The sequence below is a fragment of the Cohnella cellulosilytica genome, from assembly GCF_042431195.1.
In the GTDB taxonomy this organism is placed as follows: domain Bacteria; phylum Bacillota; class Bacilli; order Paenibacillales; family Paenibacillaceae; genus Cohnella; species Cohnella cellulosilytica.
In genome coordinates this window covers 166,137-179,054 of record NZ_JBHMDN010000010.1, presented here as the reverse complement: position 1 = coordinate 179,054, position 12,918 = coordinate 166,137, and the positions used below count along the sequence as shown (strand labels likewise).

At 56.0% G+C, this 12,918-nt stretch carries 10 protein-coding genes; all 10 read left to right on the top strand.

The annotated features are described in order from the left end of the window. Positions 1-698: 698 nt before the first annotated feature. The 10 genes from cyoA (at position 699) to ACFFT4_RS06855 (ending at position 12,869) form a co-directional block, all read left to right on the top strand. A complete protein-coding gene (gene cyoA, locus ACFFT4_RS06900) occupies positions 699-1,583 on the top strand; it encodes a ubiquinol oxidase subunit II (RefSeq protein ID WP_378046440.1) in 885 nt (294 codons plus the stop codon). Positions 1,584-1,652: 69 nt separating this feature from the next. After that, positions 1,653-3,623, top strand: a complete 1,971-nt coding sequence (locus ACFFT4_RS06895) for a cbb3-type cytochrome c oxidase subunit I (protein WP_378046186.1) — start codon at positions 1,653-1,655, stop codon at positions 3,621-3,623. Continuing rightward, a complete protein-coding gene (cyoC, locus tag ACFFT4_RS06890; RefSeq protein ID WP_378046184.1) occupies positions 3,623-4,252 on the top strand; it encodes a cytochrome o ubiquinol oxidase subunit III in 630 nt (209 codons plus the stop codon). Before ACFFT4_RS06895 ends, cyoC begins: the two co-directional genes overlap by 1 nt. A 1-nt stretch (position 4,253) precedes the next feature. Further along, positions 4,254-4,607 (top strand): cytochrome o ubiquinol oxidase subunit IV, encoded by a 354-nt coding sequence (gene cyoD, locus ACFFT4_RS06885; protein WP_378046182.1) that lies wholly within the window; start codon positions 4,254-4,256, stop codon positions 4,605-4,607. 283 nt (positions 4,608-4,890) lie between these two features. Continuing rightward, on the top strand, positions 4,891-5,916 hold the full coding sequence (locus ACFFT4_RS06880; protein WP_378046181.1) for a Gfo/Idh/MocA family protein: 1,026 nt from the start codon (positions 4,891-4,893) through the stop codon (positions 5,914-5,916). Further along, positions 5,909-6,787 carry a sugar phosphate isomerase/epimerase family protein gene (locus ACFFT4_RS06875; RefSeq protein WP_378046179.1) on the top strand — a complete coding sequence of 293 codons (879 nt, stop codon included), beginning with the start codon at positions 5,909-5,911 and terminating at the stop codon, positions 6,785-6,787. The genes ACFFT4_RS06880 and ACFFT4_RS06875 overlap by 8 nt, the downstream gene beginning before the upstream one ends. 43 nt (positions 6,788-6,830) lie before the next feature. After that, positions 6,831-9,119, top strand: coding sequence for a helix-turn-helix domain-containing protein (locus ACFFT4_RS06870; protein WP_378046177.1), 2,289 nt, complete (start codon positions 6,831-6,833; stop codon positions 9,117-9,119). Positions 9,120-9,524: 405 nt separating this feature from the next. Continuing rightward, positions 9,525-10,382 (top strand): ABC transporter permease, encoded by an 858-nt coding sequence (locus ACFFT4_RS06865; protein ID WP_378046438.1) that lies wholly within the window; start codon positions 9,525-9,527, stop codon positions 10,380-10,382. 13 nt (positions 10,383-10,395) lie between these two features. Beyond that, a complete protein-coding gene (locus ACFFT4_RS06860; RefSeq protein WP_378046175.1) occupies positions 10,396-11,274 on the top strand; it encodes a carbohydrate ABC transporter permease in 879 nt (292 codons plus the stop codon). A gap of 53 nt (positions 11,275-11,327) precedes the next feature. Continuing rightward, positions 11,328-12,869 carry an extracellular solute-binding protein gene (locus ACFFT4_RS06855; protein ID WP_378046174.1) on the top strand — a complete coding sequence of 514 codons (1,542 nt, stop codon included), beginning with the start codon at positions 11,328-11,330 and terminating at the stop codon, positions 12,867-12,869. The last annotated feature ends 49 nt before the right edge of the window (positions 12,870-12,918 follow it).

Below are 12,918 nucleotides of genomic sequence, written 5' to 3'. Positions count from 1 at the left end.
GCTTTTTTTGTCGTGGCTTCATTCGTGCGCTAATGGGCGATTTCTTAGAACATTGGGGCGCCGATGGAGCGGAATTAAGGTGAGCTACTCGATTTACTAGAACATTGGGGCGGCGTTGGAACGGAATTAAGGTGAGATACTCGATTTCTAGAACATTGGGGCGTCGATGGAGCGGAATTAGGATGAGATACTCGATTTTCTAGAACATTGGGGCGTCGATGGAGCGGAATTGGGGTGAGGTACTCGATTTCTTAGAACATAGGGGCGTCGATGGAGCGGAATTAAGGTGAGATACCCGATTTTCTAGAACATTGGGGCGTCGATGGAGCGGAATTAAGGTGAGATACCCGATTTTCTAGAACATTGGGGCGTCGATGGAGCGGAAATGGAGTTGTGTGACGTTTGAGTGAGGTTGTGGGAGGGTACTCGATTCTGTAGAACAATTGGGGGCGCACCGCTTCGATCGGCCAGGAATTATGGAGGAAGGCCCGGGGGGTTCTGGGGGTGCCAACCATGTAACAAAATTCACATTATGTCGATCCGGTGAACAAACTATTGCAAAATTTCAACGTTTCATTGTCGCCTTTGTTAACTGTGAGGAAAGTCGCTGAGCTTTCTGATATGTTGATGTCAGCGGCGAACAATCGACTGCTTGAAACGAATGACGCGGTAGCAGCAAGAGGATGGGGGAGATGGAAATGTGGAAAGGGCTGCGGAGGCTGACGGCCGCGCTGTCGCTGGCGGCGACGGCGGTCTTGCTCGGCGGGTGCGCCGATAAGGTGGTCGTGCTGAACCCGAAGGGCGAGATCGGGCAGCAGCAATTGGACCTGATTATTTTGTCTACGGCGCTCTGTTTGATCGTCATCGTGCCGGTGCTGATCTTGACGTTCTACTTGGCGTGGAAGTATCGCCATAAGCCGGAGCGGAAGGCGAAGTACGATCCGACCTGGGAGCACAGCACGAAGCTGGAAGCGATCTGGTGGGGGATTCCGATCATCATCGTCGCCATCCTCGGAACGATTACCGTTAAATATACGCATATTCTCGAGCCGTCCAAGCCGCTCGAACACGAAGCCAAGCCGGTCGTGATCCAGGTGACCTCGCTCGACTGGAAATGGCTGTTCATGTATCCGGAGCAGGGCATCGCTTCCGTGAATTACATTCAGTTCCCGGAGAACGTGCCGGTCCGCTTCGAGCTGACCTCGGACGCGCCGATGAACTCTTTCTGGATCCCGCAGTTGGGCGGGCAGATCTATACGATGTCCGGAATGGCGATGAAGCTGCATCTGATCGCGGAAGAGCCGGGCGACTACTTGGGAATGGGCGCCAACTTCAGCGGCAAGGATTTCGGCAAGATGAGCTTCACGGCCAAGGCGAGCTCGGAGGACGAATTCGATGCCTGGGTCGAGCAAGTGAAGCAATCGTCCCCGGAGCTGACGACGGACGGCTACTTGCAGCTGGCCAAGCCGGGCGTGTCGGATATACGGACTTTCTCCGCGATTCCGGATGGCTTGTTCCAGAAAATCGTAACCAAGTACAGCAGCGGACATAACCACGGATCGGAAACAGCCGGGAGCGAATAACGACTTTCGCTTCGCGGCCGCCCAACATACTATTGGCAAGCTAAGAATCAGGAGAGAGAAGGTGCCGACATGTGGGATAGGATCAAGGAATTCGCCTCCGAGTTTTTCGTCACGGGCGATCCGTTGATTTACGGAGCGGACGTCGCCATCGTGCTCACGATGGTCGCGATCGTGTCCGCGCTCACTTATTTCAAGAAATGGACGTGGCTGTGGAAGGAATGGCTGACGACCGTCGATCATAAAAGAATCGGCATCATGTACGTCATCGCATCGCTGCTCATGCTGTTCCGCGGGGGCATCGACGCGCTGCTGATGCGCACGCAGCTGGCGGTGCCGGAGATGGAGTTTCTGAACGCGGAGCACTATAACGCGATATTCACGACCCACGGGGTCATCATGATTCTGTTCATGGCGATGCCGCTCATGTTCGGGTTGTTCAACCTGGTCGTGCCGCTTCAGATCGGAGCGCGGGACGTCGCGTATCCGTTCCTGAACTCGCTGAGCTTCTGGCTGTTCTTCTTCGGCGCGATGCTGTTCAACGTGTCGTTCGTCATCGGCGGTTCGCCGGATGCGGGGTGGCTCGCATATCCGCCTCTGTCGGGAACGCAATTCAGTCCCGGAGTGGGCCAGGATTTCTATATATGGGGCATTCAGATTTCCGGGATCGGCAGCTTGATGACCGGGATCAACTTTATCGTCACGATTCTGAAAATGCGGGCGCCGGGCATGAAGCTGATGAAGATGCCGATGTTCTCGTGGTCGGTGCTGTCCAGCTGTCTGACGATCATTCTCGCTTTCCCGATTTTGACGGTGACGCTGTTCCTGCTGTTCATTGACCGCTACCTCGGCGCGCACTTCTTCACGCTGGACGGCGGGGGCAACCCGATGATGTACATCAACCTGATCTGGATGTGGGGACACCCCGAGGTTTACATCGTCGTCCTGCCGGCCTTCGGCATTTTCTCCGAGGTGGTCGCAACCTTCTCCAAGAAAAGGCTGTTCGGCTACAAATCGATGGTGTTCGCGTTGATGAGCATCAGCATCGCTTCGTTCTTCACCTGGGCCCACCACTTCTTCACGATGGGCTCGGGGGCCAACGTCAACGCGTTCTTCGCGGTCACGACGATGATCATCGCGATACCGACCGGGGTCAAGGTGTTCAACTGGCTGTTCACGATGTACCGGGGACGCCTGTCGTTCCCGACGCCGATGATGTGGATGCTCGGCTTTATCCCGTGCTTCGTCGTCGGCGGGATGACCGGGGTGCTGCTCTCCGTCGCGCCGGCGGACTTCCAGTTCCACAACAGCTACTTCCTGATCGCTCACTTCCACCAGGTGCTGATCGGGGGCGTCGCGTTCGGATACTTCGCCGGACTGTATTACTGGTGGCCTAAAGTGTTCGGCTTCAAGCTGAACGAGAAAATCGGCAAATGGGCGTTCTGGCTCTGGAATATCGGCTTCTATGTCTGCTTCATGCCGCAGTACGTGCTCGGCCTGATGGGCATGACGCGGCGCGTCAGCAGCTACGGCTGGGACAGAGGCTGGTACGAGCTGAACCTGACGTCGACGATCGGCGGCTTCCTGATGGGCATCGGCTTCCTGTTCCAGGTGTGGCAAATTTTGCACAGCATCAAGTTTATGGAAAAGGATACGACGGGAGACCCGTGGGACGGACGGACGCTCGAATGGACGATTCCTTCGCCGGCTCCGGCGTACAACTTCGCTACGCTGCCGACGGTGCGGGAGAAGGACGATTACTGGGAGGAGAAGCTGCGCATTGCCGCAGGCGAAGCCCCGCGGCCCAAGCCGCCGCTGGAGCCGATCCATATGCCGCGAAACTCGGGCATTCCGATCATTATGTCGTTCTGCTTCTTCGTAGCCGGATTCGGATTCGTCTGGGATTGGCTGTGGATGATCATTCCGGGACTTGTCGGAGTGGCGGCGTGCATGCTCGTTCATTCTTTTAACTATAATACGGACTATTATATCCCGGTTGAGGAAATCAAACGCACGGAAGCTGCGGCGGGGAGGGCTGTGTAATGGCCAAGTCGGATAACCGTATCGTCTCTGCCCCGCCGCACGGCGGCGGGCATGCCCACGAGGGGCATCACGACCTTGAAGGCATGCGCTTGATGGGATTCTGGATCTTCCTGATCACGGACTGCATTCTGTTCGGCACGCTGTTCGCGACCTACGTCGTCCTCAGCGGCAATACGGCCGGAGGACCGACCGGAGCCGAACTGTTCGAAATGCCCGGGGTCATCGCCGAGACGTTCATTCTGCTCACGAGCAGCTTTACGAGCGGTCTGGCGGTGTTGGCGATGAACCGGGGAGACCGCAAAGGGCTGATCTCCTGGCTCGCGGTCACGGTCGTGCTCGGCGCGGCGTTCATTACGCTGGAATTGACGGAGTTTGTCACCCTGGTGCACGAAGGCGCGAAGATTTCCACGAGCGCTCACTGGTCGGGTTTCTATACGCTGGTCGGCACGCACGGACTGCACGTCTCGCTCGGTCTCGTCTGGATGATCGCGATCATGATCCAGCTCGGGCGGCACGGCATCAACTCCGTCACGCGCCGCAAGGTCAACGTCATCAGCCTGTATTGGCACTTTCTCGACGTTGTCTGGATTTTCGTCTTCACGATCGTCTACCTGCTGGAGGTGATGTAAGATGGCGCAGCATACAGATCACAACCCTCACGCTCACGGCGCCCATGACGAGCACGGGGCGCACGAGTCTCACGGCTCGCTTAAGTCTTACGTCATCGGCTTTGTCCTGTCGCTGATTCTGACGGCCATTCCGCTGATTATTGTGCTGAACGGCATGCTGGAAGGAACGGCGGCCAAGGTTGTGCTGCTGGGGGCGGCAATCCTTCAGTTCGTCGTGCAGCTGGTCTACTTCATGCATCTGAAGGAAGAGGGCAAGCCGCGCTGGAACTTCATGGTGCTCATCCTCGGTCTGATCATCGTGCTTACGATCGTGGCGGGCTCGATCTGGATTATGACTTATAACAAGGTGGCGTAAACAGGCGCGATCTTGAGGCTATTGGAAGCAGTTTGCCGCGGGCGACCGTGGCGAACTGCTTCTTTATCGTTTCGACTGCGGGCGCGCCGCCGGAATTTCCCGCGTTTCGCATTGCGCGGAGGTGCCGGCAGGTGTCCGTTGGGAGCATAGCCGGGAAAAACGCGTATGGCCGCGGCTGGCAAGGCGGGTTTGGCGATGAAGTTCCAAGCGGAGCATGGACGGTAATTTTGCCGCTCTCTTATAATGGGTACCATTGCTCGGCAATCAAAGGAGGAACCTAGTCATGACCTTGAAAGTAGCGCTTGTGGGCGCGGGAGAATTCGCCAAAATCCATCTGGAAGCCTATCGCCGGAATCCGCACGCGGAAGTGGCGTGGATTTGCGATCCGAATCTGGAAGCGGCGCGCAAATATGCGGCGGAGTATGGAGTTCCCAACGTGACAGCCGACTACGAGCAGGCTTTGCAGGACGATCGGGTGGCGATCGTCGATATTACGGCGCCCAACTACTTGCACAAGCCGATGTCGATTCGTTCGATGCAGGCGGGCAAAGCGGTACTGTGCGAAAAGCCGATGGCGCTCAATACGGCCGAATGCGAGGAAATGGCGCAGGCTTCCGCCGACACCGGCTCGAAGCTGTTCGTGAAGTATCATCAGAGATTCGATCCGGTTCATCAGCGGGCCAAGCAGATGATGGAGCAGGGACAATTCCCGAACCCGATCATGGCGCTCGTGACGCTGTACGGCAACCATCTGCCGTCCATGCTGAACGCGAAGCATTGGCGAGGCAATCCCGCGCTGTGCGGGGGCGGCTGCCTGTTTTCCTCGGGCTCTCACGTTCTGGACCTGATCCATTACTTTTTCGGAGATCTGCACGCGATCACGGCGGTAACGAGACAGCTTGCGGCCAACGACCCGGACAAGGGCGACGATAACGCGACGGTCGTGATGGAGTTCAAATCCGGCGTCGTAGTCAATCTGGTCGGCTGCTGGACGACCGATCAATGGACGTGGGAGAAGGAGTTTCACAGCACGCAAGGCTCCTTGTTCATCTATCAGGATGAGAATAAAGCGAATTGCCTGCAGCTGAAGAAACAAGGACGAGCGGAAACGCTGCTCGTGCAGCCGGACTGGTTTAATCAATCGAATTATGCCGCGATCGATCACTTTATCGACTACGTGAACGATCTTACGGTTCCGATGTACACGCTGGAAGAATGCATTCGCTCCATGCGGACGCTGGAGATGGCGTATCGGTCGTCCAACGAGGAGAGGCGCATTCTGGCGGATGGGGCGTTCGTCCATGGCTGAGGTTACCGTGTTGAACGCGATGGCTTCCCGGGATTTCGGGGAGTCTCTGGCCTTGCAGCGGCAATGGGGAATCCGTTCGCTGGATTTGAAGGATCATATTTTCGGCAAGCAGGTCGAAGAATTGACCCCGGAGGAGAGTTCGTCCGCGGCGCGGATGATCGACGATCACGGGCTGCGCACGTATTGTCTGACGACCGGGATTTTCAAAGGGAATCTCGAACAGGGAGAAGCCGCGTACGGGGACGTCCAGTTGCGGGCGGTCGAGCGGGTTTTGGAGGCTGCCGCCCGGCTTCGGCCGAAGACGATCCGGGTGTTGGCTCCGCACCTGTCGGCTCCCGGCGCCGGAGTGGAGCAGATGGAGCGGCAGTACCCGTGGTTTATGGGGATGCTGCGGAAGATGGTAGATACCCTGTATAATGAAGGGTACAAGGTCATGATTGAGAATGAACCGGAGCGAACGGTGCTGTCGAGCCCGGCGGAAATCGTTCGATTCTTTCGGGCGTTGGACCGTACCGGCAAAGCCTATTTCACCTATGACGCGCAAAATTTGTGGCAGATGGGCGTCTGCCCGACGCTTGACGTATACCGCCGCCTAAGGCCGGTGATCGGATATTTTCATGTGAAAGGCGGCATAATGAATCCGGCTACGCGGCTTCTCGAGTGGAAATCCCGACTGGAGGAAGCTTCGTGGCCGGTCGAGGAGATGACGCGGGAGGTCATCCGGGACGGAAGCAGCCCGGTGATCTGCATCAACCCGTCTCATGGCGCGGACTCTCAGCGTTACGACGATCACCATGATTACAAGAGAGATTACGATTATATCGTAAAAATTGTCGGGGCAATGAAGAGTCGGGATGCCGCGGGCCAATAGCAGGTCTAGGCCGGCCGGACAATGAAATCCGGAGGGAAATGCCGTGGAGCATATTCGTAGGCCAACTTATCGCGTTCGGTTAATCGCTTTTTTTCTTATTCTCGGCATTCTGCCCGTCGTATTGCTCGGAATCTATGCATACTGGAAGTCGGCGAGCATTGCTCGGGACAAGGTGACCGACGGAAATATGAATTTGCTGCACCAGACCGAGATGATGGTGGAGCAGAAGCTGAAGACGATCGACAATTCGGCGACGCTGCTGCTGACGTCTTCGGCGGTTCACAACATTCGGGACAAGCCGCTCGCGACCGTTCATTTCGAGTTGTTCAACGGCTTGCTGTCCCAGATGCATCAGATGCAAGCGTACGATACGGGAATTCAGGACGCGACGTTCATCAATTTGAATCAGGATTGGCTTGTGAACAACAGGACGATGTCCTCTCTGTCGGATGCAAACAATCAGGAGACGATCGATTCTTACCTGCGTCATCCGAGCAGTTCCTTCTGGCAGAGGGAAGTGCCGGCCGATCGCGTTCCGTCGGGCATGGCGGCTACGGAGGGCATCAACCTGATCAAGAAGCTCCCGGTATACTCCAACTCCCCTTACGGCCTGTTTATTGTGAAGATACCGAGCATCGAACTGAATCAAATTTTGTCCCGCGGCCAAAGTCCGGGCAGCACGATAATTATGGATAGCGACGGTTACGTCATTGCCAGCGTCAACGAATCCGACGTGGGCCGGCCGCTGTCTTCCTTTGGAGATTTTACGGTCGGACCGGGCGGGGAAGAAGCGGTTTTTTTCGAAGCGTCGTTTTCCGGGATAGACAGCGGCGTTGCTTACCGCCGTTCGCCTTACAATGATTGGGTCTATCTGTCGGCCGTGCCGATGAACGAGATGACGAGGGAATCGACGGCGATCGGATGGGCGACTTTCTCGTTGTCCGTGGCGATCGTCCTCTTGCTTCTGATCGCCTCGTTGGTCACGGCCCGCAGAATGTATCGTCCGATCAAACAATTGGTGAACTCTCTGGGGGAAATTCCGCACATCGCGAGCGGCGTCGCGGAAGCGGACGAGTTTCAGTTTATCGGAGGACGGATTCTTTCTCTGCACGACACCCGCCTGAGTCTGGAGAACGAGCTCCACAGGCAGCTGCCCGTGCTTCGCGAGCTGTTCATGCTGAAGCTGTTCCAAGGCAGAATCAGGCCGAGCGCCATTCGGGAGAAGCTGGCCCAGTACGGCTATAGCGATCACTGGAAGAGATACAACGTCCTGTCCGTACAGATCGACAATTTCAAGGATACGACTTACCGACAGCAGGATAACGAGCTTCTTCTGTACGCCGTCAACAATATCGTCTCCGAATTGATCCCGGGGGATTGGCGTCTGAGCTCCATCGTGCTGGACGATCATCAAGTCTCGTTGGTCGGAGCCCTGCATGATCGCGAAGCGGAGATCAAAGCCGCTCTGTTCGAAATCGCCGAAGAAATTCAGAGTACGGTCAAGCGTCTGCTCGGGCTTGCGGTCAGCGTAGGCGTGAGCAATTGCTTCGAGGATGTTCGCGAGACGCCGACCGCCTACCGGGAGAGCATCGACGCGCTGAAATACAGGCTGAAGCTGGGGCCCGAGTCGATCGTGCTGATGGAGGAAATTCAGCCTGCCGATCGAACGGCCGTGAAGTACCCCGAACAACAGGCAACCGATTTGATCGACGCGATCAAGCGCCTGGACGGCGAAGAAGCGGATAAACACCTGAAAGCGCTGCTGCAGACGATGCAGCGTTCGGATATGGATTTTAACGTCTATCAGATGGCGCTCGTTCGGCTGCTCGTCGATCTGGAACGAATGGTCGAAGCGTCGGGCGTATCCTTGCAGACGGAGAATGGCGAGCGATTGCCACTGCTGAGTCAACTGTTGGAGCTGAAAACGGCGAACGAAATCGAGCGCTGGTTCAGAGAGGGCGTCATTGTGCCCGTTATGCAGCAGCTGGAGAGGAAGCAAGGCTCGCAATATCAGAGAATAAGCGACCAGATGCTCGCGATCATTCATGACAATTATCATACCGAGCTGACTCTGGACACTTGTTCCGCGATGATGAACTATCACCCGAACTACTTGAAGCGGGTGTTCCGCTATACGACGGGAACGAATTTCAGCGATTACGTCATGCAGCACCGCATCTCCGTCGCGAAGAAATGGCTCGTGGAGACGAATATGAAGGTGTCCGAAATCGCCGACAAAGTCGGCTATAAAAGCCCGCAAAATTTCATCCGCTTCTTCCGGCGGGTAGAGGGCAAGACCCCGGGGCAATACCGGGAATCGAACATGAACTGAGCTCTCCGCGCGAACGCTGTCCGGGTCGACGACCAACCGGGACGGCGTTTTTTTAACGTTTCGGCAAGTGTAAAATACGCAAATCCGATCTGCATCGTATCCGACAAAAACGCGTTCATCGTCCTGTGGGCGCTACAGGCGTTTTTGCTCGATGCACGGGAGGTTCCTATAAGATTATGCGCGGTTCCGCGCGGAGCATTGCGAGAGAAGAAGGCTTCCTGCCCGCGGCTGAGCGGAACTCGGTTCCCCTTGGAGTATATACGGGAATCCCGCGGAGTTCCTATACTGGGACCAGAGCAAGCAGGCTGGCTGGCGAACAGCGAAAGCATAAAGGAGCGACTTCAAGTGCAGATAACCTCGTTATCCGTCCGGCGCAACTGGCAGAAGAATCGGTTGATCTATTTGATGCTGTTGCCCGGCGTACTGTATTTCATCGTATTCAAGTATTTGCCGATGTCGGGGCTGGTGATCGCCTTTCAGGATTATCGTCCTTTCCTGGGCATCGGGGGAAGCTCATGGGTCGGGTTTAAACATTTCGCGAATTTCTTTAATCACCCCGACTTCTGGATGTTGTTTCGGAATACGTCCGTTCTCGCTTTGTACAATTTGTTCTTTTTCTTTCCGGCGCCGATTATCGTTGCGCTTATGCTCAACGAGGTGAGGCAAAGATACTTGAAGGGCTGGATTCAATCGCTGATCTACGTTCCCCACTTCCTGTCATGGGTCGTGATCGTCGGGATCGCTTATATTTTTCTCTCGACGGAAGGCGGAGTCGTTAATGAACTGCTGGTCGGCCTGGGTGGGGACCCGATCAATTTCCTGCTCAGCAAGGAATGGTTTCGTCCGCTTGTCGTCCTGGAGGTGATCTGGAAGGAGACGGGCTGGGGGACGATCATCTTCCTGGCCGCTCTGGCCGGAGTCGATCCGCAGCAGTACGAAGCGGCGCGCATCGACGGAGCGGGACGCCTGCGCCAGCTGTGGCACATTACGCTTCCGGCGATTCGTAGCACGATCGTTATTCTGTTCATTTTAAGATTGGGACATTTTCTGGATACGGGGTTCGAGCAGATCTTCCTGATGCTGAATCCGATGAACCGGCAGATCGGCGAAGTGTTCGACACTTATGTGTATACCGCCGGCATTCTGCAGGGGCAATTCAGCTATACGGCCGCCGTCGGCATGTTCAAGTCCGTCATCGGGCTGGCGCTTGTTGTCGGAGCCAATCGTCTGGCCAGGAAATTCGGCGAAGAAGGCATTTACTGAAGGGGGGACCGGCATGCGGAACGACAGAACGATAGGGAGTCGGCTATTCGATGGGCTCAATGCGGGCGCTTTGCTGCTGATCGCGGCCATCACGATTATCCCGTTTATCTATATTATCGCCGGATCTTTTACAACGCCGGACGAGCTGCTGCGGAAGGGCTTCGTTTTGTTCCCCACCCGCTTCTCCATGGAGGCGTACCGGTATATTTTCTCTACGGATACGCTTGTGCGGAGCTTGCTCGTGACGGTGTACATTACGGTGGTCGGCACGTTGATCAATCTGTTTTTTACCTCGTTGACGGCTTACGCTCTAGCTCGCAAGGACGTCTACGGGCGCCGTCCGATTATGCTGATGATCATTTTCTCGATGCTGTTTAACGGCGGGATCATCCCGACCTATCTGGTCGTGAAGGAATTGGGGCTGCTGGACAGCTACAGCGCGCTGTTTATTCCGACCGCGATCAGCGCCTTTAACCTGATCATTCTTAAAAACTTCTTCCAGCAGCTGCCCGAAGGGCTGGAGGAAGCGGCCAAAATCGACGGGTGCAACGACTTCGGCATTTTGTTCCGGATTGTGCTTCCGCTCTCGCTGCCCGCGATGGCGACCTTTGCGCTGTTTTATTCGGTCGGGCATTGGAACACGTTTTTCAACGCCATTCTCTATATTAACGATTCCGCCAAATGGCCGATTCAGATTTTGCTCAGACAGGTCATTATCATGTCGCAGGGAGGCATAGGCGATTCCGCCGAATTCGCGGATAACGTCGTTCCTCCGGCGCAGACGATCAAGATGGCGGTTATCGTCGTGGCTACCGTACCGATTCTGATCGTGTATCCGTTTCTGCAAAAGCATTTCGCCAAGGGCGTGCTGCTGGGCTCGGTGAAAGGGTGACGGCTCCCGTTGGGAGATTCATCATAAATAAAAAAATCAGGGAGGCAATCAAGATGATCGGAACAAGAGAAAAAAAGCGAAGGGCAGGGCCTTATCTGTCCATTCTATTGCTCGCGTCGCTCCTGGCCGGATGCTCGGGAGGCAATAACGCCGGTACGCCGGCAGCATCGTCCGGAGATTCGCAGGGAGGGAGCCCGGAGGAAGCGGCGGCCGTCGAATTGAAGGAATTGTCGCTTATGAACGTCTACTTTACGACCGAACCGCCGCGCGAAGACAATGCGGCCTTGAAGGCGATGGAGGAATATACCGGAACGAAGCTCAACATCACATGGGTTCCCGGAACTGCCTATACGGAGAAGACGAACGTGACGCTGGCCTCCGGCACGCTGCCGCAGGTCATCATGGTCAACAATATGGATATCAAAACGCCGTCCTTCGTCTCGGCCGTGCGTTCGGGCATGTTCTGGGAGGTCGGTCCCTATCTCGGCAACTATCCGAACTTGAGCCAAAAAAGCGCGGTAGCGGAGACGAACATGTCGATCGACGGCAAAGTATACGGCATCTTCCGCGGCCGCGTCCTGTCCCGCAACGGCATCGTGTTCCGCAAGGACTGGCTGGACAAGCTGGGGCTGCAAGAGCCGAAGACGATCGACGACTTCTACGAAATGCTCAAAGCGTTCGTGACGCAGGACCCGGACGGCAACGGCAAGCCCGATACGATCGGACTGGGCGTGGACAAAACCTACGATATCGTAAGCAAGGACTTGAAAGCATGGTTCGGCGCGCCTAACGGCTGGGAGATGAAAGATGGGGTCATGACGCCCGATTTCATGGCTCCGGAATATATGGACGCGATGAATTTCATGAAGAAGCTGTACGACGAGAAGCTGATCAATACGGATTTCCCGGTAACCCAGTATCAGAAGGATCTGCTCAACAAAGGAAACACCGGCGCTTTGATCACTTCCATGGGCAATACGCTGGACGGTTCGTTTACGGCGCTGATGCAGGCGGACCCGAACGTGAAGCTGGACTTTGTCCGTACGTTGGAAGGGCCGAAGGGAGAACGGGCGGCTTCCGGGCCGGGGTATCACGGCGTATTCATGTTCCCGAGATCGAGCGTGAAGACGGAAGAGGAATTGCTGGCGATTCTGGACTATTTCGATAAAATCTCGAGCGACGAGATGAATTTCCTGCTGGATTGGGGGATCGAAGGCCGGCACCATCAAATGGTCGACGGCAAACCCGAGTTGATCGACGCCGAACTGTTCACGCAGGAGGTTAACCCGATCAAACAGATGAAGACGTACGACGGCTCGATCGTCGGGGAAGGTACGCCCGAGGGTCAGAAGCTGGCCGATTCCTATGCGGCCAACGAGCAGATTATCGTGTCCGACGACTCGCTGCCGTTAACGTCCAACACGTTCGCGGAGAAGGGCAACGATTTGAAGAAAATCATTAACGACGCGGAAATCAAATATATTTTCGGCGAGAACGATCTGGCGGGCTGGCAGGCGGCGATCGAGCAATGGAAGGCGCAGGGCGGAGATCAGGTGATGCAGGAGTTCTCGGAGGAATATCAGAAGCTGCAATAACAACTTGGAGAAGCCGGAGGCTGCGAGTTCCGCGAGGGGAGCGGGCTCG

Coding starts and splice junctions, on each gene's coding strand:
- cyoA (WP_378046440.1), top strand. CDS start 699: ATGTGGAAAGGGCTGCGGAGGCTGACGGCCGCGCTGTCGCTGGCGGCG.
- ACFFT4_RS06895 (WP_378046186.1), top strand. CDS start 1,653: ATGTGGGATAGGATCAAGGAATTCGCCTCCGAGTTTTTCGTCACGGGC.
- ACFFT4_RS06865 (WP_378046438.1), top strand. CDS start 9,525: ATGCTGTTGCCCGGCGTACTGTATTTCATCGTATTCAAGTATTTGCCG.
- ACFFT4_RS06880 (WP_378046181.1), top strand. CDS start 4,891: ATGACCTTGAAAGTAGCGCTTGTGGGCGCGGGAGAATTCGCCAAAATC.
- ACFFT4_RS06860 (WP_378046175.1), top strand. CDS start 10,396: ATGCGGAACGACAGAACGATAGGGAGTCGGCTATTCGATGGGCTCAAT.
- cyoC (WP_378046184.1), top strand. CDS start 3,623: ATGGCCAAGTCGGATAACCGTATCGTCTCTGCCCCGCCGCACGGCGGC.
- ACFFT4_RS06875 (WP_378046179.1), top strand. CDS start 5,909: ATGGCTGAGGTTACCGTGTTGAACGCGATGGCTTCCCGGGATTTCGGG.
- cyoD (WP_378046182.1), top strand. CDS start 4,254: ATGGCGCAGCATACAGATCACAACCCTCACGCTCACGGCGCCCATGAC.
- ACFFT4_RS06855 (WP_378046174.1), top strand. CDS start 11,328: ATGATCGGAACAAGAGAAAAAAAGCGAAGGGCAGGGCCTTATCTGTCC.